The organism is Roseateles puraquae, assembly GCF_002205845.1.
Lineage (GTDB): Bacteria > Pseudomonadota > Gammaproteobacteria > Burkholderiales > Burkholderiaceae_C > Pelomonas > Pelomonas puraquae.
Genome location: NZ_NISI01000001.1, coordinates 426,997 through 451,549 on the forward strand (window position 1 = coordinate 426,997; position 24,553 = coordinate 451,549).

At 68.0% G+C, this 24,553-nt stretch carries 15 protein-coding genes; 2 read left to right on the forward strand and 13 right to left on the reverse strand.

Annotated elements, in window-relative coordinates:
* Positions 1-3: 3 nt before the first annotated feature.
* The 11 genes from CDO81_RS01990 to scpA all read right to left on the reverse strand — a co-directional run bounded on the left by CDO81_RS01990 (position 4) and on the right by scpA (position 11,420).
* Positions 4-1,083, reverse strand: a complete 1,080-nt coding sequence (locus CDO81_RS01990; RefSeq protein ID WP_088481472.1) for a sensor histidine kinase — start codon at positions 1,081-1,083, stop codon at positions 4-6.
* Entirely contained in the window at positions 1,080-1,751 is a 672-nt protein-coding gene (locus CDO81_RS01995; RefSeq protein WP_144397113.1) for a hypothetical protein, read from the reverse strand. The genes CDO81_RS01990 and CDO81_RS01995 overlap by 4 nt, the downstream gene beginning before the upstream one ends.
* A 120-nt stretch (positions 1,752-1,871) precedes the next feature.
* Positions 1,872-2,342: a VOC family protein gene (locus tag CDO81_RS02000; RefSeq protein ID WP_088482407.1), complete on the reverse strand. Its 471-nt coding sequence runs from the start codon at positions 2,340-2,342 to the stop codon at positions 1,872-1,874.
* Between the two features lie 11 nt (positions 2,343-2,353).
* Positions 2,354-3,562: an FAD-dependent oxidoreductase gene (locus CDO81_RS02005; RefSeq protein ID WP_088481474.1), complete on the reverse strand. Its 1,209-nt coding sequence runs from the start codon at positions 3,560-3,562 to the stop codon at positions 2,354-2,356.
* Positions 3,555-5,600: an acetyl-CoA carboxylase biotin carboxylase subunit gene (gene accC, locus CDO81_RS02010; RefSeq protein WP_088481475.1), complete on the reverse strand. Its 2,046-nt coding sequence runs from the start codon at positions 5,598-5,600 to the stop codon at positions 3,555-3,557. The genes CDO81_RS02005 and accC overlap by 8 nt, the downstream gene beginning before the upstream one ends.
* A 10-nt stretch (positions 5,601-5,610) precedes the next feature.
* Entirely contained in the window at positions 5,611-5,901 is a 291-nt protein-coding gene (locus CDO81_RS02015; RefSeq protein WP_088481476.1) for a helix-hairpin-helix domain-containing protein, read from the reverse strand.
* A gap of 4 nt (positions 5,902-5,905) precedes the next feature.
* On the reverse strand, positions 5,906-7,438 hold the full coding sequence (locus tag CDO81_RS02020) for an acyl-CoA carboxylase subunit beta (RefSeq protein WP_088481477.1): 1,533 nt from the start codon (positions 7,436-7,438) through the stop codon (positions 5,906-5,908).
* A 16-nt stretch (positions 7,439-7,454) separates the two neighbouring features.
* On the reverse strand, positions 7,455-7,844 hold the full coding sequence (locus CDO81_RS02025; RefSeq protein WP_088481478.1) for a VOC family protein: 390 nt from the start codon (positions 7,842-7,844) through the stop codon (positions 7,455-7,457).
* On the reverse strand, positions 7,841-8,806 hold the full coding sequence (meaB, locus tag CDO81_RS02030; RefSeq protein ID WP_088481479.1) for a methylmalonyl Co-A mutase-associated GTPase MeaB: 966 nt from the start codon (positions 8,804-8,806) through the stop codon (positions 7,841-7,843). The genes CDO81_RS02025 and meaB overlap by 4 nt, the downstream gene beginning before the upstream one ends.
* A complete protein-coding gene (locus CDO81_RS02035; protein WP_241516811.1) occupies positions 8,803-9,231 on the reverse strand; it encodes a GNAT family N-acetyltransferase in 429 nt (142 codons plus the stop codon). The genes meaB and CDO81_RS02035 overlap by 4 nt, the downstream gene beginning before the upstream one ends.
* On the reverse strand, positions 9,228-11,420 hold the full coding sequence (scpA, locus tag CDO81_RS02040) for a methylmalonyl-CoA mutase (protein WP_088481480.1): 2,193 nt from the start codon (positions 11,418-11,420) through the stop codon (positions 9,228-9,230). Before scpA ends, CDO81_RS02035 begins: the two co-directional genes overlap by 4 nt.
* Before the next feature lie 103 nt (positions 11,421-11,523).
* Between scpA and CDO81_RS02045 the strand changes: the two genes are divergently transcribed.
* Together CDO81_RS02045 and CDO81_RS02050 are read left to right on the forward strand one after the other, a co-directional pair.
* Entirely contained in the window at positions 11,524-12,180 is a 657-nt protein-coding gene (locus CDO81_RS02045; RefSeq protein ID WP_088481481.1) for a GntR family transcriptional regulator, read from the forward strand.
* 352 nt (positions 12,181-12,532) lie between these two features.
* Positions 12,533-22,873 (forward strand): hypothetical protein, encoded by a 10,341-nt coding sequence (locus CDO81_RS02050; RefSeq protein ID WP_088481482.1) that lies wholly within the window; start codon positions 12,533-12,535, stop codon positions 22,871-22,873.
* Between the two features lie 172 nt (positions 22,874-23,045).
* On the opposite strand, the gene CDO81_RS02055 is transcribed toward CDO81_RS02050, so the two are convergent.
* Complete coding sequence (locus CDO81_RS02055; RefSeq protein ID WP_158218135.1) at positions 23,046-23,810, reverse strand: FkbM family methyltransferase; 765 nt, start codon at positions 23,808-23,810, stop codon at positions 23,046-23,048.
* The gene (locus CDO81_RS02060; protein WP_158218136.1) at positions 23,810-24,550 is read right to left on the reverse strand and encodes a class I SAM-dependent methyltransferase; all 741 of its coding nucleotides are present in this window, start codon (positions 24,548-24,550) and stop codon (positions 23,810-23,812) included. Before CDO81_RS02060 ends, CDO81_RS02055 begins: the two co-directional genes overlap by 1 nt.
* Positions 24,551-24,553 lie beyond the last annotated feature (3 nt).

A 24,553-nucleotide genomic window follows, 5' to 3' on the forward strand; every position in this document is an offset into this window, starting at 1 on the left:
GGGTCAGGTCGGTGGGGCGTCAGGCAGGCGGATGGTGGCCACCACACCGCCCTGAGGCCGCCCGGTGACGTCCAGGCTCGCCGCCGGCCCGTAGATCAATTGCAGACGCTGCTGCAGGCTGGTCAGGCCCAGGCCGCTGCCGGCAGTCGCCGCCTGAGGCTGCAGGCCTATGCCGGTGTCGCTCACGACGAGCTCCAGCGCACCATGCTGCGTGCGAGCCTGTACCGTCAGATGGCCGCCACCCGGCTTGGGCTCGATGCCGTGCTGCAGCGCGTTCTCGATCAGCGTGCCCAGCATCAGGGGTGGGAACGGGCGCTGCGCCAAGTCCGCCGGCAGGTCCAGCCTGACAGTGAGCCGCTCGCCCAGACGCATCTGCATCAGCGCGAGGTAGGCCTCGGCCAGCGCGAACTCCTGTGCCAGCGTGGACATCGGCGCGCGCATCGCCGGCAGCGCCAGGCGCAGGTAGTCGTGCAGCCGGCCCAGCATGCGGTCAGCCAGCAGCGCGTTGTGCCTTACCAGGTACTGGATGCCCGCCAGCGTGTTGTAGAGAAAGTGCGGCTCGACTTGGGCCTGCAGTGTCTTCAGCTCGGCCAGCGTGACCTGTCGCGACAGGTCGGCCACGGCGGCGGCGTCGCGCAGGCGCTTCGCTTCGGCCGCATGCCGGCGCTGCTCGCGCCAACGCGCGGCCAGCGGCAGCAGATGCAGCACCGCCGCAAGAGACACGGCCGGCAGCAGCTGCGCAAGCAGTGCCGAGCTCAAGGCGAGGCGATGCCAGGCGAAGTCGGCCGTCAAGGGCAACCCCAGCAAGGCGCCCAACAGCGCCGCGGGCACCAGCGCGAAACCGATCAGCCAGAGCGGGCCGCCGTGCCTGGCCGATAGCCGGGCGGCCACCGCCGACAGCGCCCACCAGGCCAGCGAGTAAGCCAGCCAGAACTGCGCCGCCACGCCCAGCGCGCGCTGTCCCGTGCCTGGGGGCAGCTGCCAGCGCAGCAGCCCCCAGGCCAGCCAGAACAGCAGCACCGGCCACCAATTCGCGTGGCGCGGGCGGTAGTCCTGCAACAGCTCGCTCGCCAGCCTCGTCATTCCAGGCTCAGGTTGGGCGGAATACGGCGCGACGCCTTCTCGGCCAGCCGCTTGGCCTCGGCCGCGCGCTGCTCGGGCGTGGGTAGCGGCATGCCGATGCGGGCCGTTGTGAGCGGCACGTCGAGGCCGACCTCTTCGAAGCGCATGGCACTCAGCCAGACCTTGCCTTCGCCGACCACCATGGCGCCCATGGACACCATGGCCGTCGGTGTGTTGGGCACGTCGACCACGAGGCTGACTTCAGTCCAACGATCAACGCTGACAGCCCCACCGGCACCGAAAGGCAGGTCGTCTTCCTTCAAATCGGGCCGCCTCGAACCAAAGAAGCGCTCCGCCCCTGACGGTGCCACGTGAATGAAGGCACCCGCCCAGCCCGTCACATCGCTGCTTCGCAGCCATCCACTGAACCGGACACGCTTGCCGGCGTAGCCATAGCCATACTGGATCACAGCACCGTGGGAGTCGTGCTGAACCAGCCCTGACTGCGCCTGAACAGAAATGCTGCGCTGACCCTGAAATTGCATCGCCGGATCGATGCCCATGCGGTAAGCGCCAGAGGTAGTACCCGTCGACCCGGACGACCAGCCATTCAGCGGCGCCAACGGCGCCGCGCTCGCTACCAGCAAGACAGCGGCCAACGGTGCGGCCGCGAAGATTTTCCAATCCATGGATGCTCTCGAAGAAGTGGATGACGCTGCCACTGTGCGGCAGCAGCGCCCGCATCGGGGCCTGACGCGACGAGCGCGCCCCTCGGGCGACAAGCCAGCCCGGCGCGCGACGATCGGGCCTCAGCCCAGCGCCTTGACCACCTCGGGCGGCGCCTGCACCAGCTCGATCAGCACGCCCTCGCCACCGACCGGGAACTGGTCGTTGCCCTTGGGGTGCACGAAGCAGATGTCATGGCCCGCCGCGCCCGGCCGGATGCCGCCCGGCGCAAAGCGCAGCCCCTGGGCTTCGAGCCACTGCACCGCCGCCGGGAGGTTGTCCACCCACAGGCCGATGTGGTTGAGCGGCGTGGCGTGCACGGCGGGCTTCTTGTCGGGGTCCAGCGGCTGCATCAGGTCCACCTCCACCGCGTAGGCGCCCTGCCCCAGCGTGCAGATGTCCTCGTCGACGTTCTCGCGCTCGCTCTTGAACGTGCCGGTCACGGGCACGCCGAGCAGGTCGACCCACAGGTGGCGCAGCCGGCCCTTGTCGAGGCCGCCGATGGCGATCTGCTGCAGGCCAAGGATCTTGAACGGGCGGGAGGGGATGCTCATGGGAATCATCCTCAGAGTTTGAGCCGCCCCCAGAGCCAGCCGGTCTTGTAGCCAGCCAGGGTGGCGATGGATTGTTGATGGATGTAGGGCAGGCGGCCGCCCCAGCCGAAAAAGCGGTCACGCAGCCAAGGCGCGACGACGGCGTGGGACTGGAACATGGGCGTGAGGCCCTTGCTGGCCTGGCCGTAGAAACGCAGGTGGGCGCGGCGGCGGCGCGTGTAGCGCGCAAAGACAGCGGGCCAGTCGCGCCCAGCGTCGGAGCCCAGTTCCGCTGACAGCTCGTGCGCGTCGATCAAGGCCATGTTGGCACCCTGCCCCAGCTGCGGGCTCATGCCGTGGGCACAGTCACCGATGGCCAGCACGCGGCCGTCGTGCCAACGCTGCATCCACACGTCGGCGTAGCGGGCTTCGCGAAGCTGAGACGGCTCGGTCAGGCCGGCCAGCAGCGGCGCCACGTCGGGGAACAGGTCCGTCATCTGGCGCTTCAGCGGTGCCAGCCCGATGCGCGTGGCCCAGCCGTCGAGTGCCGCCACCGGCAGGCTCCAGAACAGGTTGATACCGCGCGCCGGATCGTCGTGAGACGCCCGGCCCACCGGCATGAGTCCGAGCATCTGCGACGCCGCCCGGAAGCGCTGGCGCAGCTCGATCTGAGGAAACCCGTCAGGCGCTGGCAGCACCGTCCACACCGCGCCCCACGGGAACGGCCGCACCTGCTGCGGCACCCGCAGGCCCTCGCGCAAGCGCGAGAAGCTGCCGTTGGCGAGGATGAGGGCGTCATGCCGGGCCGTGGCGCCGCCGGCCAACTGCACCGTCACGCCACCCGCATCCTGCGTGAAACCATCGACCGCCATGCCGCACCGCCAGCGCACGCCCAGCGTCTGCAGGCGCGACCACAACAGCCCCATCAAGGCGCCGCGCTGGATGCCCAGACCGTAGGCATCCGCCTGGAAGCGGCGGTAGCTCATGTCAAGCACCGCACGACCTGCCGGCGTGTCACCGAAGAGCCGGTCCACGCGCGTGCCCAGCGCCAGCGCTTCGTCCAGCAGGCCCATGGCGGCCAGCACGCGCTGGCCCGTGGGCTGCAGCAGCAGGCCCGCGCCGATGGGGCGCGGCTGGGGCACGGCCTCGTACAGGTCGACCGCCATCCCGCGCTCAGCGAGCCGGATGGCCGCCGCCGCGCCGGCCACGCCGGCGCCAACGATGGCGACGGACTCAGGCAAACCGCAAGATGGGCTGGTCCACCGACAGGCTCTCGCCCGGCTTGGCCAGGATCTCGGCGACGGTCACGTCCTGCACGGCGGACAGGATGTTCTCCATCTTCATCGCCTCGATGACGGCCAAACGCTCACCGGCCTGCACGGTCTGGCCGACCTGCGCCGCCAGATGCACCAGCAAGCCCGGCATGGGCGACAGCAGCAGCTTGGAGGTGTCGGGCGGCGCCTTGTAGGGCATCAGCGCCTGCAACTCGGCCGCGCGCGGGCTCAGCACGGTCAGCTCCATGGAGCGCCCCCCGTGCTGGATGCGGTAGGCCAGCGGGTTCTTGGCCGTGCCGCGCTCGGCCTGGGCCGTGAAAGGCTGGCCGTTGACCGTGCCGGTGATGCGCACATCGTTCAGTCGCGAGCGCGAGACGATGCGGTAGGCCCGGTCGCCGACCTTCACCAAGGCCTCACCCAGCGCGCCGGCGAACTCGCTGATGTGCAGCGCATGGCGTTCGCTCTGGCCCGCCCCCAGGTTCACGACGGCCACGTAGTCATGCTCGATCTGCACCTCATGGCCCGGCAGCTGGCCGCTGATGCCGGCCTCGCGCTCGCGCGCCTTGCGGCGGATGAAGCCGGCCAGGGCCACGAGGAACAAGGGATCGTCGTGCGGCACGTCTTCCGCGCGGAAGCCGCCAGCGTAGTGCTGCGCAATAAAGCCGGTGTTGAAGTTGCCGGTGCCGAAGTCCGGGTGTGCCAGCAGCGCCGCCTGGAAGGGGATGTTGCTGGACACGCCGCGGATGACAAAGCCGTTGAGCGCCTCGCGCATCTTGGCGATGGCCTCCGCACGGTCCTTCCCGTGCACGATGAGCTTGGCGATCATCGAGTCGTAGAACATCGGGATCTCGCCGCCTTCGTACACGCCGGTGTCCACGCGCACGCCGAAGCGGCTGGGCTCGGCCTGCACCATCGTCGCCTCCGGCGGCTGGTAGCGCACCAGGCGGCCGGTGGACGGCAGGAAGTTGCGGAAGGGGTCTTCCGCATTGATGCGGCACTCGATGGCCCAGCCGTCGCGCTTGATGTCGGCCTGGGTGAAGCCGAGCGGCTCGCCTGCCGCCACGCGGATCATCTGCTCCACCAGGTCCAGCCCCGTGATGCACTCCGTCACGGGGTGCTCCACCTGCAGGCGGGTGTTCATCTCCAGGAAGTAGAAGTCCTGGTCCTTGCCGACGACAAACTCCACCGTGCCTGCGCTCTGGTACCTCACCGCCTTGGCCAGCGCCACGGCCTGCTCGCCCATGGCTTTGCGCGTGGCTTCGCTGATGAAGGGCGACGGCGCCTCCTCGATCACCTTCTGGTGGCGGCGCTGGATGGAGCACTCGCGCTCGTGCAAGTAGACGACGTTGCCCTGCGAGTCACCCAGCACCTGGATCTCGATGTGGCGCGGCTGCTCGACGAACTTCTCCATGAAGACGCGGTCGTCGCCGAAGCTGTTGCGCGCCTCGTTGCGGCACGACGTGAAGCCCTCGAAACATTCCTTGTCGTTGAACGCGACGCGCAAGCCCTTGCCGCCGCCGCCCGCACTGGCCTTGATCATGACCGGGTAGCCAATGCGCTGGGCGATGCTGACTGCCTCGTCGGGCGTCAGGATGGGCTCGTTGTGGCCTGGGATGGTGCTGACCTTGGCCTCGTTGGCGAGCTTCTTGGAAGCGATCTTGTCGCCCATGGCCGCGATGCTGTAGTGCTTGGGGCCGATGAAGGCGATGCCCTCTTCCTCGCAGCGGCGGGCGAAGTCCTCGTTCTCGCTCAGGAAGCCATAGCCCGGATGCAGGGCCTGGGCGCCGGTCTGCTTGCAGGCGGCAATGATCTTGTCGGCCACAAGGTAGCTCTCGCGCGACGGCGCGGGGCCGAGCAGCACGGCCTCGTCGGCCAGGGCCACGTGGCGCGCGTCCTTGTCGGCCTCGGAGTAGACAGCAACGGTCGCGATGCCCATCTTGCGGGCGGTGGCGATGACGCGGCAGGCGATTTCACCGCGGTTGGCGATCAGGATCTTCTTGAACATGGGAGGCCTCTTAAGTCGTTGAACCCAGCAGCCGCTTGCGCTGCTCGGTGAAGTTCCACCACGGCTGGGCAGGCCCGCCGTTCATGAAGTCGTGCGCGGCCATGAAGGTGTCGAGCACGCAGGGGTCGTGCAGGCGGCCCTGCGCGTCGCGCAGTCGGTCGTAGGCCTGCAGCGGGTCCATCCCCTTCACGTCAGCCGGTGTCGGAAAGCCCAGCGCGATCAGGTCGGCCGCAGCCGCCTTGCCGATGTTCGGGATGTCGGTAAGCCGCTTCGCTTCAGCGGCACAGGTCGCCTTGGCCATGGCGTTACAGCGGGATATTGCCGTGCTTGCGCCACGGGTTCTCGAGCTTCTTGTCCTTGAGCATCGCCAGCGACCGGCAGATGCGCTTGCGCGTCTCGTGCGGCTGGATGACGTCGTCGATGAAGCCACGCGCGCCCGCCACGAAGGGGTTGGCGAAGCGGGCCTTGTACTCGGCCTCGCGCTCGGCCAGCTTGGCCGGGTCCTTCTTGTCCTCGCGGAAGATGATCTCCACCGCGCCCTTGGCGCCCATCACCGCGATCTCGGCGTTCGGCCAGGCGAAGTTCACATCGCCGCGCAGGTGCTTGGAGGCCATCACGTCATACGCGCCGCCGTAGGCCTTGCGGGTGATGACGGTGATCTTCGGGACGGTTGCCTCGGCGTAGGCGTAGAGCAGCTTGGCGCCGTGCTTGATGATGCCGCCGTACTCCTGCGAGGTACCGGGCATGAAGCCGGGCACGTCGACGAAGGTGATGACCGGGATGTGGAAGGCATCGCAGAAGCGCACGAAGCGTGCGGCCTTGATGCTGCTCTTGATGTCCAGGCAGCCCGCCAGCACCAGCGGCTGGTTGGCGACGATGCCCACGGTCTGCCCCTCCATGCGGGCGAAGCCGGTGACGATGTTCTTGGCGTAGTCGGGCTGCAGTTCGAAGAAGTCGCCGTCGTCCACGACCTTCAGGATCAGCTCCTTGATGTCATAGGGCTTGTTGGGGTTGTCGGGCACGAGCGTGTCCAACGACAGGTCCAGTCGGCTGGCCGGGTCGCCGCTCGGGCGCACCGGCGCCTTCTCGCGGTTGGACAGCGGCAGGTAGTTGAAGAAGCGGCGCAGCATCAGCAGCGCTTCCACGTCGTTCTCGAAGGCCAGGTCGGCCACGCCGCTCTTGGTGTTGTGGGTCAGCGCACCGCCGAGCTCTTCGGCGGTCACTTCCTCGTGCGTCACGGTCTTCACGACCTCGGGGCCGGTGACGAACATGTAGCTGCTGTCCTTCACCATGAAGATGAAGTCGGTCATGGCGGGCGAATACACCGCGCCGCCGGCACACGGGCCCATGATCATGCTGATCTGCGGAATCACGCCCGAGGCCAGCACGTTCTTCTGGAACACATCGGCATAGCCGCCCAGCGAGGCGACACCCTCCTGGATGCGCGCACCGCCCGAGTCGTTCAGGCCGATGACCGGGGCGCCGACCTTCATGGCCTGGTCCATCACCTTGCAGATCTTCTCGGCGTGGGCTTCGCTCAAAGCGCCGCCGAAGACGGTGAAGTCCTGGCTGAAGGCGAAGGCCAGGCGGCCGTTGATCATGCCGTAGCCGGTCACGACGCCGTCGCCCGGGATCTTGTTGTCGGCCATGCCGAAGTCCACGCAGCGGTGCTCGACGAACATGTCCCATTCCTCGAAGCTGCCTTCGTCGAACAGCAGTTCCAGCCGCTCGCGGGCGGTGAGCTTGCCCTTGGCGTGCTGGGCGGCGATGCGCTTCTCGCCACCGCCCAGGCGTGCGAGGGCGCGCTTGGCTTCCAGGGCTTGCAGGATGTCTTGCATGGTGTGGACGCTTTCGTCAGAACGGGAAATTGATCTCCACGCCGTTGCCGGCGGGATCCTGGAGGAAGAACTGGTGCTGGCCGGTGACGGCCGAGCGCGATTCGTGGAAGCGCACGCCGTGTGAGCGCAGCCGCTCGGCCGTGGCCTCGGGGTCGGTGCCGGCAAAGGCGGTGTGGTCGTAGGTGCTCGGCGCGGCCGGATCGACCGGGCCACGGGGCACTTCGTCGGGCCGCTGGGTGGACAGGTGCAGCACCGGGTGCCCGCCGGCGTAGAGCCAGAAACCGGCGGTGCCGAAATCGGGCCGGGGCCCGACCTCCAGGCCGAGCACGTCGCGGTAGAAGTCACGCAGCACGGCCAGCAACTCGGCCGGCGCGCGCAGGTTGATGTGATGCAGGCCGGTGATCATGGGGTACTCCTGAACAGGGCCAGCAACTGGCGGGCGGCCGTCGAGGCAGGGATGCGCCCCTCGCGGACCGCGGTGGTGCTGGTTGCCAAGGCCGTCTGCACGGCCGGGTGGGCGGTGAAAGCCTGGCGCAGCCCGGCCTGGATACGCTCCCACATCCAGGCCAGCGCCTGCTCACGGCGCTTGGCGGCCCAGGCACCGCTGGCCTCGCGATCGTCGCGCAGCGCCGTGACGGCGGCCCACAGCGGCGCGATGCCGTCCGCCTTCAATGCGCTGACCTGCAGCACGCGCTGCACCGTTTGCGCATGCGTGGGCAGCAGGCGCAGGGCCGAGGTGATCTGGGCCTGGGCGCGGGTGGCGGCGGCGGCATCGAGATCAGCCTTGTTGATGACCACCAGATCGGCGAGCTCCATGACGCCCTTCTTGATCGCCTGAAGATCATCACCCGCATTGGGCAGTTGAAGCAGCACGTACAGGTCGGTCATGCCGGCTACCGCGGTTTCGCTCTGGCCCACGCCCACGGTCTCGACGATGACGACGTCGTAGCCCGCCGCCTCGCACAGCAGCATCGCCTCGCGCGTCTTCTCGGCCACGCCGCCCAGCGTGCCGCTGCTGGGGCTCGGGCGGATGAAGGCCCGCGTGTCCATGGAGAGCCGCTCCATGCGCGTCTTGTCGCCGAGGATGGCGCCGCCGGACACACTGCTGGACGGGTCGATGGTCAGCACCGCCACGCGGTGCCCCTGCGCCAGCAAGAAGACGCCCAGCGCCTCGATGAAGGTGCTCTTGCCCACGCCGGGCACGCCGGAGATGCCCAGGCGCAGCGCATGGCCGGTGGCGGGCATCAGGCCTGTCAGCAGCGCGTCGGCCTGCTCGCGGTGGTCGGCGCGGGTCGACTCGATCAACGTGATGGCCTTGGCCAGCGCGCGGCGCTCGCCGGACTGGAGGCGCTGGGCCAGATCGCTCATGCGATCGGCTCCCAGCGGTATTCGATGTCGAAGTCCTGCTCCTCCACGGCGCGGAAGCCGTGACGGCGGTAGAAGTCATTGGCCCGGCTTTCCCGCAGGGCCGCCAGCGAGATGGGCAGGCCGCGCGCCTTGAGCTTGTCGATCACCCAGGCGCCGATGCCCTGTCCTTGTGCGGCGGGCGCGAGGTAGAGGTGGTGAAGCCGCAGCTCGCCCTCCCGCGGCTCGACAGTGAAGTAGCCGACGCGTTCGCCGCCCAAAACGAGGTGCTGCATCCACGCGGGGTGGAACTGCGCCCGCAGCCGCGCCCGGGCCACCTCGGGGTTGAAGCGGCCGAGCCGCGTGAGGCTCTCGCGCAGCGCCTCGATGCGCAGCGCGAGCATGGCTTCGAAGTCGCCGTCGACGACGGGCGCGAGCGTCAGGTTCAAGCCGCCACTCCGGCCGCGCCCGCGACCTGGGCGCGAATCTGCTCCAGCACGTCCTTGGCGCTGGCCGGGATGGGCGTGCCCGGGCCATAGATGCCTTTCACGCCGGCCTCATACAGGAAGCCATAGTCCTGCTGCGGGATCACGCCGCCGACGAACACGATGATGTCGTCGGCGCCCTGCTTCTTGAGCTCGGCAATGATGGCTGGCACCAGGGTCTTGTGGCCGGCCGCGAGCGTAGACACGCCCACGGCGTGCACGTCGTTCTCAATGGCCTGGCGGGCGCATTCCTCGGGCGTCTGAAAGAGCGGCCCGATGTCAACGTCAAAGCCGAGGTCGGCGAAGGCGGTGGCGACCACCTTGGCGCCGCGGTCGTGGCCGTCCTGGCCGAGCTTGGCGATCATCACCCGCGGGCGGCGGCCCTGGGCGTCGGCGAAGGCGGCGATCTCGGCCTGCAGCTTGGCCCAGCCTTCAGCCGAGTCGTACGCCGCGGCATAGACACCACTGACCTTGTGCGTGTCAGCGCGGTGGCGGCCGAACACGGCTTCGAGCGCGTCGGACACCTCGCCCACGGTCGCGCGCAGGCGCATCGCTTCGATGCTGAGTTCCAGCAGATTGCCCTCGCCGTTCTCGGCAGCGCGGGTGAGCGCGCCCAGGGCCGTCTGCACGGCTTCGGTGTTGCGGGTGGCCTTGATGTGCTTCAGGCGCTCGATCTGCGCCTCGCGCACCTTGACGTTGTCGACCTCCAGGATCTCGACCGGGTCTTCCTTGGCCAGCTTGTATTTGTTGACGCCCACGATGACGTCGGCGCCGGAGTCGATGCGGGCCTGCTTCTCGGCCGCGCTCGCCTCGATCTTGAGCTTGGCCCAGCCCGAGTCGACCGCCTTGATCATGCCGCCCTGGGCGTTCACCTCCTCGATGATGGACCAGGCCTTGTCGGCCATGTCCTGCGTCAGCTTTTCCATCATGTAGCTGCCGGCCCAGGGGTCGACGACGCTGGTGATGTGGGTCTCTTCCTGGATGATGAGCTGGGTGTTGCGCGCGATGCGGGCGCTGAACTCGGTGGGCAGCGCGATGGCCTCGTCCAGCGAATTGGTGTGCAGGCTCTGCGTGCCGCCGAACACCGCCGCCATGGCCTCGATGGTGGTGCGCACCACGTTGTTGTAGGGGTCCTGCTCGGTCAGGCTCCAGCCGGAGGTCTGGCAGTGGGTGCGCAGCATCAGGCTCTTGGGGTTGGTGGCGCCGAACTCCTTCATGATGCGGCACCACAGCAGACGCGCGGCCCGCATTTTGGCGATCTCGAGATAGAAGTTCATCCCGATCGCCCAGAAGAAGCTCAGGCGCGGCGCGAAGTCGTCGACGCTCAGGCCCTTGGTCATCGCGGTACGCACATACTCCTGACCGTCGGCCAGCGTGAAGGCCAGCTCCAGCGCCTGGTTGGCGCCCGCCTCCTGCATGTGATAGCCGGAGATGCTGATCGAGTTGAACTTGGGCATCGCCCGCGCGGTGTACTCGATGATGTCGCCGACGATGCGCATCGACGGCTCCGGCGGGTAGATGTAGGTGTTGCGGACCATGAACTCCTTGAGGATGTCGTTCTGGATGGTCCCGGCCAGTTGATCCTGGCCGACGCCCTGCTCTTCAGCCGCCACCACGTAGCCGGCCAGCACCGGCAGCACGGCCCCGTTCATCGTCATGGAGACCGAGACCTTGTCCAGCGGGATGCCGTCGAACAGGATCTTCATGTCCTCCACCGAGTCGATGGCCACGCCGGCCTTGCCGACGTCACCGGTCACGCGGGGGTGGTCGCTGTCGTAGCCGCGGTGAGTGGCCAGGTCGAACGCGACCGACACGCCCTGTGCTCCGGCGGCGAGCGCCTTGCGGTAGAAGGCATTGCTCTCCTCGGCGGTCGAGAAGCCCGCGTACTGCCGAATCGTCCAGGGCCGGGCGGCATACATCGTGGCTTGCGGGCCGCGCAAGAACGGCTCGAAGCCTGGCAACGTGTCGGTATGGGGCAGCCCGGCCGTGTCGGCGGCGGTATAGAGCGGCTTGACCGTCAGCCCTTCCGGCGTCACCCAGTTCAGCGCCGAGACGTCACCGCCAGGCGCGGATTTGGCGGCGGCCTTCGCCCATTGCTCCAGCGTGGCGGTCTTGAACTCCGGGGCATCCCCGGTCCGGTGGGCGTCCGACATCGAAACTCTCCTGTAACGGCGCGGCATCTTAGCCGAGCGGTGATTCATAATTATGAATTCAAAATCTGTACACTGAGCTGACACCGCCGCCCGCCACGCGACCATGCCCGCCCTCACCGCCGACGCCCCGCTTGCCTCGACCGCCCTGTACGAACAGGTCGCCGACCGCCTGCGCCAGCGCATCCTGGCGCGGGAGTTGGAGCCTGGCAGCTGGATCGACGAGCTGAAGCTGTGCGGCGAGCTGGGCATCAGCCGCACCCCGTTGCGAGAAGCCCTGAAGGTGCTGGCCGCCGAAGGCCTGGTGACGATGAAGCTGCGCCGCGGCGCCTACGTCACCGAGATGAGCGAGCGCGACGTGGCAGAGGCCTACCAGCTGCTGTCCCTGCTTGAAAGCGACGCGGCCGCCATCGTGGCCAGCCAGGCGTCAGACGATGATCTGGCCGAGTTGCGCGCGCTGCATCAGGCGCTGGAAGACGCCCTGCCCGACCGCGACCGCTTCTTTGCGGCCAACGAACGGTTTCATCTGCGGCTGCTGGAGATGGACGGCAACCGCTGGCGCCAGCAGATCGTCGGCGACCTGCGCCGGCTGATGAAGCTCAACCGCCACCACTCCCTGTTCCGCGAGGGGCGGCTGAGCGAATCGCTGGACGAGCACCGCGCGATGCTGGCCGCCTTGCTGCGCCGCGATGGCGATGGCGCCCGAGCCCTGATGGCCGCCCATTTCCGGAACGGCCTCGCCGCCACCCGCCCCGTCAGCTGAACCCAGCCGCAGGCGGCGTGAACTGCGCCCGAAAGCCCGCGGTTATCCATGTTCCGGACGCGGGATGCGTCCTTAGCATCGGCTGACCTGGGTTTTCCATGCCCGCCACGTTCACCTTGCAACCGGTCGTTCGTGACGGATTTGGCAACCCCAGGGGTGCATGGCCGGTGGCCGGGAAACATTTTTTTGCAGTTTCCTAAAGTCAAGCCGACCCTGCCCGATAACCGACTGAAGGTCATGGTCGTGACCTGGCCGCTGCGCATGCGTCTCGTGCGCGCGCCGGCCACGACCCGGGCCCCCGAGTCGCCGCCTCACCCGCGGCGGCGCCCCAATTGCAGCCTGTGAGATTGCCATGGCAACCATCGTCCCCCTGATTCCCGCTTCCAAGATCCCTGGTCTGAGCACCACGACGATCCGGGACTTCACGACGGAGGATTGGGCCGCGTTCAAGACGGACCAGATCGCAGCCCTGACGACGGCGCAGGCTGCCGTCATCAGTTCAGACGGGATTGCCGCGCTCGGCACAGCCCAGATCCGCGCCTTCGAGACGCAGGATCTGCGTTCGCTGAGCACGACGGCCATCCAGGGCCTGGCATCCGACAACGTCAAGGCGCTGACGACGGACCAGATCGGGGCGCTTAATACCAACCAGGTGGCGGTGCTGTCGACCGACCAGCTCAAGGGCATGACCACCGCCGACATGGTCGCCCTGACCTCGGCCCAGGTGGCGGCACTCAAGTCCAACCAGCTGGCCTCGCTGAACACCGACCAGCTCCGCGCCATCGAGACGGGTGACATCAAGGCGCTGACCACGGCCAGCGTCCGTGCGCTGGACACCGACCAGCTCAATGCCCTGACCACCAACCAGCTGCAGTCCCTGATCAGCAGCCAGATCACCGCCCTGACGACCGACCAGGTCCAGGCCCTGAGCACCGGCAACCTGAATTCGCTGACGACTGCCAGCATGAGCCAGTTCGCCACCGGCCAGGTGCGCGTGCTGACCAGCGATCAGTTGCAGAACCTCACCACCGCCAACCTCGTGGCCCTGGGCACGGGCCAGTACGCGGTGCTGAACTCCGACCAGATCGGGGCTCTCAAGACCAGCCAGATCCGCAGCCTTGAAACGGCGGACATCCGTGCCATCACGACGGCCGCCCTGCAAGGCCTGAACTCCGACCAGGTCAAGGCGCTCACCACCGATGCCGTCGTCGCGTTGAGCACCGGCCAGGTCAGCGTGCTGAACACCGACCAACTCAAGGGCATGACCACCGCGGACATGGTGGCGCTCAGCTCGGCTCAGGTGGCGGCGCTCAAGTCAGGCCAGGTGGCCTCGCTGAACACCGACCAACTTCGCGCGATCGAGACCGGCGACATCAAGGCGCTCACCACCGCCAACATCCGCGCGCTCGACACTGACCAGCTCAACAACCTCACCACCGCCCAGCTGCAGGCCCTGGCCAGCAGCCAGGTCGCGTCGCTGACGACCGACCAGGTCCAGGCCCTGAAGACCAGCAACCTGAACGCGCTCACCACGGGTGAGATGAGTCAGCTCACCACCGGCCAGGTGCGCGTGCTGACCAGCGACCAGCTGCAGAACCTCACCACCGGCAACCTGGTGGCCCTGAGCACCGGCCAGTACGCCGCGCTGAACTCCGACCAGCTCGCCGCGCTGACCACCGCCCAGGTCCGCAACCTGGAAACGGCGGACGTCCGCGCCATTTCGACCGCTGCCCTGCAGGGCCTGAACTCCGACCAGGTCAAGGCCCTGACCACCGACGGTATCGGCGCGCTGAGCACAGGCCAGGTCGCCAACCTGTCGACCGACCAGCTCAAGGGCCTGAGCACCGCCGGCATGGTGGCGCTGACCTCGGCGCAGATCGCCGCGATGAAGTCCAGCCAGGTGGCCTCGCTGAACAGCGACCAGCTGCGCGCCATCGAAACCGCTGACATCAAGGCGCTGACCACGGGCGACATCAAGGCCCTGGACACCGACCAGATCAACAACCTGACCACCGCCCAGCTCCAGGCCCTGGCCAGCAGTCAGGTCGCCGCGCTGACGACGGACCAGGTCCAGGCGCTGAAGACCGGCAACCTCAACGCGCTGACGACCGCCGAAATGGGCCAGCTGACGAGCGGCCAGGTCCGGGTGCTGACCAGCGACCAGCTGCAGAACCTCACCACGGCCAACCTCGTGGCCATGACCACCGGCCAGTACGCCGCCCTGACCTCCGACCAGGTCGCGGCGCTGACCACCGCCCAGATGCGCAATCTGGAGACCGCCGACCTCAAGGCCATCTCCACCGCAGCCATCCAGGGCCTGAACTCCGACCAGGTCAAGGCGCTGACGACGGACACCGTGGCCGCCCTGACCACCGGCCAGGTCGCCGCCCTGACCACCGACCAGCTCAAGGGCATGACCACCGGCGACATGGTGGCCCTCAGCTCGGCCCAGGTGGCGGCCATCAAGTCGGACCAGCTCGCCTCGCTGAATACCGACCAGCTGCGCGCCATCGAAACCGGCGACATCAAGGCCCTGACGACAGCCAACATCCGTGCGCTGAACACCGACCAGGTCAACGCGCTGACGACCAACCAGCTGCAATCGCTGTCCAGCGCGCAGGTGACGGCGCTCACGTCCGACCAGGTCAAGGCCCTGACCACCGGCAACCTGAACTCGCTGACCACGGCCGAAATGAGCCAGCTCAGCACGGCTCAAGTCCGGGTGCTCACCAGCGATCAGCTCCAGAACCTCACCACCGGCAACCTGGTGGCGCTGAGCACCGGCCAGTACGCCGCCCTCACCTCCGACCAGACCGCCGCCCTCACCACCGCGCAGATGCGCAACCTGGAGACCGCCGATGTGCGCGCCATCTCCACGGCCGCCCTGCAAGGCCTGAACTCCGACCAGGTCAAGGCGCTGGCCACCGACGCCATCGTGGCCATGACCACGGCCCAGGTCGGCACGCTGAACACCGACCAGCTCAAGGGCATGACCACCGGTGACATGGTGGCCCTGACCTCGGCCCAGGTCGCCGCGCTCAAGTCCGACCAGGTCGCGTCCCTCAACACCGACCAGCTGCGCGCCATCGAGACGGGCGACATCAAGGCCCTGACGACCGCCACCATCCGGGCGCTGAGCACTGACCAGATCAACGCCCTGACGACCAACCAGCTGCAGTCGCTGTCCAGCGCCCAGGTGGGCGCGCTGACGACCGACCAGGTCCAGGCCCTGACCACCGGCAACCTGAATGCGCTGACCACGGCCGAGATGAGCCAGCTCAGCACGGCACAAGTGCGCGTGCTGACCAGCGATCAGCTGCAGAACCTCACCACCGGCAACCTGGTGGCGCTGACGACCGGCCAGTACGCCGCGCTCAACTCCGACCAGACTGCCGCGCTGACCACCGCCCAGGTGCGCAACCTGGAGACGGCTGACGTGCGCGCCATCTCCACCGGCGCCCTGCAAGGCCTGAACTCCGACCAGGTCAAGGCGCTGACCACCGACGGCGTGGCCGCCATGACGACCGCCCAGGTCGCCAACCTGACGACCGACCAGCTCAAGGGCCTGACCACGGCCGGCGTGGTGGCCCTGACCACCGCCCAGGTCGCCGCGCTGAAGTCCGACCAGGCTGCCTCGCTGAACACCGACCAGCTGCGCGCCATAGAGACCGTGGACGTGAAGGCTCTGACCACGGCCGACCTGCGCGCGCTGAGCTCCGACCAGGTCAACAGCCTGACCAGCGCCCAGCTGCAGGCACTGACCTCGGCCCAGGTCGCCGCGCTGACGACCGTGCCTCAGGTCAGCAACCTGACCACCGGCAACCTGAACGTGCTGACGACCGACCAGATCGCCCGCCTGACCACGGCGCAGATCCAGTCGCTGACCAGCGATCAGCTGAAGAACCTGACCACCGCCAACCTGGTGGCGCTGACGACCGGCCAGTACGCGGCCATGAACTCCGACCAGCTTGCCGCGCTGACCACCGCCCAGGTGCGCAGCCTGGAGACGGCGGACGTGCGCGCCATCAACACGACCGCGCTGCAAGGGCTGAACTCCGACCAGGTCAAGGCCATCACCACCGACGGCATCGTGGCGCTGACCACCGGCCAGGTGTCGTCGCTGAACACCGACCAGCTCAAGGGCATGACCACCGGCGACATGGTGGCCCTGACCTCGGCCCAGGTCGCGGCGATGAAGTCCAGCCAGGTCGCGTCCCTGAACACCGACCAGCTGCGCGCCATCGAAACCGGCGACGTGAAGTCGTTGACCACCGGTGACATCAAGGCGCTGAACACCGACCAGCTCAACGCCCTGACCACCAACCAGCTGCAATCGCTGTCCAGCAGCCAGGTCCAGGCGCTGACGACCGATCAGGTGCAGTCGCTCACAACCGGCAACCTGAACGCGCTGACCACGGCTGAAATGAGCCAGCTCGCTACCGCCCAGGTGCGCGTGCTGACCAGCGACCAGCTGCAGAACCTGACCACGGGCAACCTCGTGGCCCTGGGCACGGCCCAGTACGCGGCGCTCACGTCCGACCAGACGTCCGCCCTCACCACGGCCCAGATGCGCAACCTGGAAACGGCCGACGTGCGCGCCATTTCCACCGCCGCGCTGCAAGGCCTGAACTCCGACCAGGTCAAGGCGCTGACGACCGACGCCATCGCCGCCATGACGACCGCCCAGGTCGCCGCGCTGAACACCGACCAGCTCAAGGGCCTGACCACCGCCGACATGGTGGCCCTGACCTCGGGCCAGGTCGCCGCGCTCAAGTCCGACCAGGTCGCGTCCTTGAACACCGACCAGCTCCGCGCCATCGAGACCGGTGACATCAAGGCCCTGACCACCGGTGACATCAAGGCGCTCAACACGGACCAGCTCAACGCACTGACCACCAACCAGCTGCAGTCCCTGTCCAGCAGCCAGGTCCAGGCGCTGACGACCGACCAGGTGCAGTCGCTCACCACCGGCAACCTGAACTCGCTGACCACGGCCGAGATGAGCCAGCTCAGCACCGCCCAGGTGCGCGTGCTGACGACCGACCAGGTGCACAACCTGACCACCGGCAACCTGGTGGCCCTGAGCACCGGCCAGTTCGCCGCGCTGAACTCCGACCAGGTCGCCGCGCTGACCACCGCCCAGGTGCGCAACCTGGAGACGGCCGATGTGCGCGCGGTCACGACCAACGCCCTGCAAGGCCTGAACTCCGACCAGGTCAAGGCCCTGACGACCGACGGCGTGGCCGCGATGACCACCGGCCAGGTCAGCTCGCTGAACACCGATCAGCTCAAGGGCCTGACCACGGCCGGCGTGGTGGCCCTGACCACCGCGCAGGTCGCGGCGCTGAAGTCGGACCAGGCATCGTCCCTGAACACCGACCAACTGCGCGCCATCGAGACGGTGGACGTGAGGGCGCTGACCACGGCCGACCTGCGCGCCCTGAGCTCTGACCAGGTCAACAGCCTGACCAGCGCCCAGCTGCAGTCGCTCACCTCGGCCCAACTCGCCGCGCTGACGACCGTGCCGCAGGTCAGCGGCCTGACGACCAGCAACCTCAACGTGCTGACGACCGACCAGGTCTCCAAGCTCACCACCGCCCAGATCCAGGCCCTGACCAGCGACCAGCTGCAGAACCTCACGACGGGCAACCTGGTGGCGCTGACCACCGGCCAATACGCGGCGATGAACTCCGACCAGCTCGCCGCGCTGACCACGGCCCAGGTGCGCAACCTGGAAACGGCTGACGTCAAGGCCATCACGACCGCTGCCCTGCAAGGCCTGAATTCCGATCAGGTCAAGGCGCTGACCACCGATGGCGTGGCCGCAATGACCACCGCCCAGGTGGCCGCGCTGAACACCGATCAGCTCAAGGGCCTGACCACGGGCGACATGGTGGCCCTGACCTCGGCCCAGGTGGCCGCGCTCAAGTCCTCCCAGGTCGCCGCGCTGAACACGGACCAGCTGCGCGCCATCGAGACCGGCGACGTCAAGGCCCTGACGACTGCCGACATCAAGGCGCTGAACACCGACCAGCTCAACGCGCTGACGACCAACCAGCTGCAGTCGCTGTCCAGCAGCCAGGTCCAGGCGCTGACGACCGACCAGGTCCAGTCGCTGACGACCAGCAACCTCAATGCGCTGACCACGGCCGAAATGAGCCAGTTCGCCACCGCCCAGGTGCGCGTGCTGACCAGCGACCAGCTCCAGAACCTCACGACCGCCAACCTCGTGGCGATGGGCACGGCGCAATACGCGGCGCTGAACTCCGACCAGACGGCGGCACTCACCACCGCCCAGGTGCGCAACCTGGAGACTGCGGACGTCAAGGCCATCTCGACCACCGCCCTGCAAGGCCTGAACTCCGACCAGATCAAGGCCCTGACGACGGATGCCGTGGCCGCGATGACGACGGCCCAGGTCGCCGCACTGACCACCGACCAGCTCAAGGGCCTGACCACGGCCGGCGTGGTGGCCCTGACCACCGCCCAGGTCGCGGCGCTGAAGTCGGACCAGGCCTCGTCGCTGAACACCGACCAGCTGCGCGCGATCGAGACCATCGACGTGAAGGCGCTGACCACGGCCGACCTGCGCGCCCTGAGCTCTGACCAGGTCAACAGCCTGACCAGCGCCCAGCTGCAGTCGCTCACCTCGGCCCAACTCGCCGCGCTGACGACCGTGCCGCAGGTCAGCGGCCTGACGACCAGCAACCTCAACGTGCTGACCACCGACCAGGTCACGCGCCTGACCACGGCCCAGATCAAGTCGCTGACCAGCGACCAGCTGCAAAACCTCACCACGGGCAACCTCGTGGCGCTGACCACCGGCCAGTACGCGGCGATGAGCTCGGACCAGCTGGCGGCGCTGACCACCGCGCAGGTGAGCAAGCTGGAGACGGCCGACGTGCGTGCGGTCACGACGGCTGCGCTGCAAGGCCTGAACTCCGACCAGATCAAGGCCCTCACCACCGACGGCGTGGCCGCCATGACGACGGCCCAGGTCGCCGCGTTGACGACCGACCAGCTCAAGGGCATGACCACCGGCGACATGGTGGCCCTGACCTCGGCCCAGGTCGCCTCGTTGAAGTCTGACCAGGTCGCGTCCCTCAACACCGACCAGTTGCGCGCCATCGAGACCGGTGACGTCAAGGCCCTGACCACCGCGGACATCAAGGCCCTGAACACCGACCAGCTCAATGCGCTGACCACCAACCAGCTGCAGTCGCTGTCCAGCAGCCAGATCGTGGCGCTGACCACCGACCAGGTGCAGAGCCTGACCACCGGCAACCTGAACTCGCTGACCACGGCTGAAATGAGCCAGCTCGCCACCGCCCAGGTGCGCGTGCTGACCAGCGACCAGCTGCACAACCTCACCACGGCCAACCTCGTCGCGATGACGACCGGCCAGTACGCGGCGCTCAACTCTGACCAGACGGCCGCGCTGACGACCGCGCAGATGCGCAACCTGGAGACGGCCGACGTGCGCGCCATCTCCACGGCCGCCCTGCAGGGTCTGAACTCCGACCAGATCAAGGCGCTGACCACGGATGCCATCGCCGGCATGACCACCGCGCAGGTCGCCGCGCTGACCACCGACCAGCTCAAGGGCATGACGACCGGTGGCGTCGTGGCCCTGACCACGGCCCAGGTCGCGGCGCTCAAGTCCGATCAGGTCGCCTCGCTGAACAGCGACCAGCTGCGCGCCATCGAGACGGTGGACGTGAAGGCGCTGACCACGGCCGACCTGCGCGCACTGAACTCCGACCAGGTCAACGTGCTGACCAGCGCTCAGCTGCAGTCGCTCACCTCGGCCCAACTAGCCGCGCTGACGACCGTGCCGCAGGTCAGTGGCCTGACGACCAGCAACCTGAATGTGCTGACGTCCGACCAGGTCTCCAAGCTCACCACCGCCCAGATCCAGGCGCTGACCAGTGACCAGGTGAAGAACCTGACCACGGCCAACCTGGTGGCACTGACCACCGGCCAGTACGCGGCGATGAACTCCGACCAGCTCGCGGCCATGACCACGGCGCAAGTGCGCAACCTGGAGACGGCCGACGTCAAGGCCATCACGACCGCCGCGCTGCAAGGCCTGAACTCCGACCAGATCAAGGCGCTGACGACGGACGCCGTTGCCGGCATGACGACAGCCCAGGTCGCCGCGCTGAACACCGACCAGCTCAAGGGTCTGACCACCGGTGACATGGTGGCCCTGACCTCGGCCCAGGTCGCCGCGCTCAAGTCGGATCAAGTGGCCTCGCTGAACACCGACCAGCTGCGTGCCATCGAGACCGGCGACATCAAGGCGCTGACCACGGCCGACATCCGTGCGCTGAACACCGACCAGCTCAACGCGCTGACCACCAACCAGCTGCAGTCGCTGTCGAGCAGCCAGGTCGTGGCGCTGACGTCCGACCAGGTCAAGGCCCTGACCACCAGCAACCTGAACTCGCTGACCACGGCTGAAATGAGCCAGTTCGGCACGGCCCAGGTGCGGGTGCTGACCACCGACCAGCTGCAGAACCTCACCACGGCCAACCTGGTGGCGATGGGCACGGCCCAGTACGCCGCGCTGACCTCCGATCAGACCGCGGCCCTGACCACCGCCCAGGTTCGCAACCTGGAGACGGCTGACGTGCGCGCCATCGCCACGGCTGCCCTGCAGGGCCTGAACTCCGACCAGGTCAAGGCCCTGACGACCGACGCCGTCGGCGTGCTGACGACCGGCCAGGTGGCCACGCTGAGCACCGACCAGCTCAAGGGCCTGACGACGGCCGGCGCCGTCGCCCTGACCTCGAGCCAGGTCGCCGCCCTGCGCAGCGACCAGGTCTCGTCGCTCAACACCGACCAGCTGCGCGCGATCGAGACGGGTGACATCAAGGCCCTCACCACGGCCAACATCCGCTCGCTGAACACTGACCAGCTCAATGCGCTGACCACCAATCAGCTGCAGTCGCTGTCCAGCAGCCAGGTCGTGGGCCTGACGACGGACCAGGTCCAGGCGCTGACCACCAGCAACCTGAACTCGCTGACCACGGCCGAGATGAGCCAGCTCAGCACCGGCCAGGTTCGCGTGCTCACGTCGGACCAACTGCAGAACCTGACAACCGCCAACCTGGTGGCCCTGACGACGGGCCAGTACGCGGCGATCAACTCCGACCAGATCGCGGCGCTGACCACCGCCCAGATGCGCAACCTGGAGACGGCCGACGTTCGCGCCATCACCACTGGCGCGCTGCAGGGGCTGAACTCCGACCAGGTCAAGGCCTTCACCACCGATGCGGTGCAGGTCATGACCACGGCGCAGATCGCAACGCTGAACAGCGACCAGATCAAGGGCTTCACCACCGCCGACATGGTGGCGCTGACCTCGTCCCAGGTCGCCGCGCTGTCCTCGGTCTCGGTGCATGCGCTGTCGACTGACCAGATCAAGGCGATCGAGTCCGACGACCTGCGCGCCATGGGTGCCGCCTCGCTGCAATCGCTGACCAGCGACCAGCTCGGCGTGCTCACGGCGGGCCAGCTCACCGGCCTGGGTGCGAAGGTCCAGCTGCTGACGACCGATCAAATGCACGATCTGTCGACCGGCCAGCTCAACGCCTTCACGGCCAGCCAGTTCTCGGTGATGACGACGGCCCAGCTGTCCAACCTGTCGACGCTGCAGATCAGCAAGCTGGAAAGCGATGACCTGCGGGCCCTGACGACGGCCGGCGTCCGCGCCCTGACCACCGACCAGTGGCAGGCGCTGACGACGGCGGAAATCAGCCAGCTGCGCGAGGCCCAGATCGGCGCGCTGACCACGGCCCAGGCCGCTGCGATGACCACCGACCAGATCCATGCGATCACGTCGGATCAGATCCACAGCCTGACCACGCAGAGCATCTCGTCGATGTCGATGACGCAGCTCGAGGCGCTGTCCACCACGGCCGCCGCTGAGCTGAGCGCGGCGCAGCTCAACGCCTACTACGCAGTGACGCCGATCGCCCTCGACCTGGACGGCCACGGGGTGAACACGCTGGCAGCAGCCAACGGGGTCAACTTCGACCTGCTGGGCACCGGCCAGACCCACAAGGTCGGCTGGGTGGCCGGCAGCGACGGCCTGCTGGTGATGGACCGCAACCATGACGGCGTCATCAACAACGGCAGCGAGCTGTTCGGCATGGGCACCATCCTGGCCAACGGCAAGCGTGCGACGGACGGCTACGTGGCCCTCGCCGCCGAGGACACCAACCACGACGGCAAGATCGACTCGCACGATGCCCACTGGAAGGAGCTGAAGGTCTGGGTGGACGGCAACCACGACGGCAAGACCGACGCGGGAGAGCTGAAGACGCTGGACGAGATCGGCATCGCCTCGCTGGACCTGAACGCCACCAAGAACGGCGCGATCGACAACGGCAACCTGGTGGGGCTGGTGTCGAGCTACACGACCACCGACGGCAAGCAGCACCAGATGGCGGACGTCTGGTTCGCCAAGGACGTTCAGCCGCAGACGACGCACGACGACAAGCCGACCGTGTCCCTGCACGACGTGCTGGCACCCGCGACCACCCCGCTGCTGGCGGGCGCCACGGAACCGGTGCACGACGCCGCCAAGACCGGCACGCCGCCCGATGCCCACCTCGCGGCGGTGGACCGCAAGCTGGCCGAGGAGGAAGAACTGCGCCGCAACAACCACGGCGGGCAGTGGATCTGACCTCCGCCGCCTGAGCCGCCACGACACCGGCGCCAGCCGCCGGTGCCCTCCCACAGGCCCGCTGGAGCGATCCCGCGGGCCTGTGTTCTTGGGCCCGCTCAAGCGGGGCCGCGGGCAGGCCAAAAAGAAAGGGCGCCGACGGCGCCCTGTTCACGAGAGGGGGACGGCCCGCCTACCGCAGACCGATCATGGCGCCGAAGGCCGGGTGCTGGGCGACGAAGTTCTCGCTGCCGTCGAAATTGAGCGCCACATAGCCCAGGCCCTGCAGGAAGGCTTCCAGCGCCGCCTTCTTGGGCGCATACCACTCGAAGGCCCAGGCCTCGTACAGGATGGGCGGGAAACCGCAGCGCAACAGGGTGCCGGCAGCGCCCTTGAGCACCTCCAGCTCCAGCCCTTCCACGTCGATCTTCACCAGCCGCACGTTCTCCAGGAACAGGCTGTCCAGGTTGACCACCTTCACCGTGACCGTCTCGCCGCGGAACTCCTGCCCGCGCACACCCTGGCGCATGCCGGGGTCGAGGCTGAAGGAGCCGATGTTGATCTCCTCCGCGTAGACCGGCAGCGGCACCTCGATCTCGCTGGCCGCCTGGGCCAGGCCGAAAGGGTGGGCCGACACATTGCCCAGGCTGTTGAGCAGCACGTTGGCGCACAGCTGGTAGAACACCGGCGGCTGCACCTCGAAGCAATGGAAGCGGTGCTCCGCATAGCGCTTGGCCATCGGCACGGTGAAGCTGCCCAGGTTGGCCCCGATGTCCAGCACCAGGCCTGGCTGCGGGTTGGCGTTGAGCAGCGCCGAGGCCAGCACCTGCAGGTTGGGTTCGTAGCTGCCGCGGGCGCGCAGGCTCTGCGACACGCCATGCGTGTCGGGCCCGCGCATCAGCAGATAGCGCAGGCCTTCGGGCGTTTGCAGCAGTTCGACGTCAGGAAGCGCAGCCATCATGTCCTCGCGGCGGTGGGGGTCAGGGTCGGGTAGACCACGGTCTTGCCGGCCACGACGACCGCGTTGTGCTGGTACTGCCAGCCGCGCGGGTAGTCACCCAGCTCCACGGTCCAGGCGCCATGGAAGAGCACATTGGCCACCAGGGTCTGCGCCGCCACGGTCTGGCGGTCGCGCACCAGCACATAGGTCGGGAAGTTCTCCATCGTCAGCAGCAGAAAGTGCCAGCCTTCCCGCTCGCAGAAGGCATTGACCGCCTCCACCACGCCGAAGCCCGACTGCCGGGCCGGCTGGTGGTTGGTGTAGTCGTGCCCGAGCAGGAAGCCGTCGGGCTTGACCTTGGGCGCGTAGTCGCGCAGGTCGGCCGCCACACCGGCCTCGCTGTGCAGGCCGTCGAGGTAGACCCAGTCGAGCTGCCCCGGCGAGAAGCGCGGCGCGGCATCGCTGGAGTAGGCGCGGATCAACTCGACCTGGCCGCTCGCCGTCTCGGCGGCGAATGCGGCCGAGACCTGCTGGAAGCGGCTCTCCTGCTCCTGCGCCGCCACGTTGCCGTAGCGGTCGGTCTGGTAGTCGTCGCGAGCCTGGTGTTCCCAGGGGTCGATCAGGTGCAGTCGCCGAGGTTGGGCATCGCGCAGGATGTGGCGCGAGAACACGCCCTCCGCCACGCCGATCTCGGCCGCCTCGCCGCCCTGCGGCAGCAGCCGCAGCAGATCCAGGCGGCTCAGGTTGGTCAACAGCATGCG

Excerpts from the sequence above, each read along its gene's own strand:
- CDO81_RS01990 (WP_088481472.1), bottom strand. The coding sequence starts at position 1,083 with ATGACGAGGCTGGCGAGCGAGCTGTTGCAGGACTACCGCCCGCGCCAC.
- CDO81_RS01995 (WP_144397113.1), bottom strand. The coding sequence starts at position 1,751 with ATGGATTGGAAAATCTTCGCGGCCGCACCGTTGGCCGCTGTCTTGCTG.
- CDO81_RS02000 (WP_088482407.1), bottom strand. The coding sequence starts at position 2,342 with ATGAGCATCCCCTCCCGCCCGTTCAAGATCCTTGGCCTGCAGCAGATC.
- accC (WP_088481475.1), bottom strand. The coding sequence starts at position 5,600 with ATGTTCAAGAAGATCCTGATCGCCAACCGCGGTGAAATCGCCTGCCGC.
- CDO81_RS02015 (WP_088481476.1), bottom strand. The coding sequence starts at position 5,901 with ATGGCCAAGGCGACCTGTGCCGCTGAAGCGAAGCGGCTTACCGACATC.
- CDO81_RS02020 (WP_088481477.1), bottom strand. The coding sequence starts at position 7,438 with ATGCAAGACATCCTGCAAGCCCTGGAAGCCAAGCGCGCCCTCGCACGC.
- CDO81_RS02025 (WP_088481478.1), bottom strand. The coding sequence starts at position 7,844 with ATGATCACCGGCCTGCATCACATCAACCTGCGCGCGCCGGCCGAGTTG.
- meaB (WP_088481479.1), bottom strand. The coding sequence starts at position 8,806 with ATGAGCGATCTGGCCCAGCGCCTCCAGTCCGGCGAGCGCCGCGCGCTG.
- scpA (WP_088481480.1), bottom strand. The coding sequence starts at position 11,420 with ATGTCGGACGCCCACCGGACCGGGGATGCCCCGGAGTTCAAGACCGCC.
- CDO81_RS02045 (WP_088481481.1), top strand. The coding sequence starts at position 11,524 with ATGCCCGCCCTCACCGCCGACGCCCCGCTTGCCTCGACCGCCCTGTAC.
- CDO81_RS02050 (WP_088481482.1), top strand. The coding sequence starts at position 12,533 with ATGGCAACCATCGTCCCCCTGATTCCCGCTTCCAAGATCCCTGGTCTG.
- CDO81_RS02055 (WP_158218135.1), bottom strand. The coding sequence starts at position 23,810 with ATGGCTGCGCTTCCTGACGTCGAACTGCTGCAAACGCCCGAAGGCCTG.
- CDO81_RS02060 (WP_158218136.1), bottom strand. The coding sequence starts at position 24,550 with ATGCTGTTGACCAACCTGAGCCGCCTGGATCTGCTGCGGCTGCTGCCG.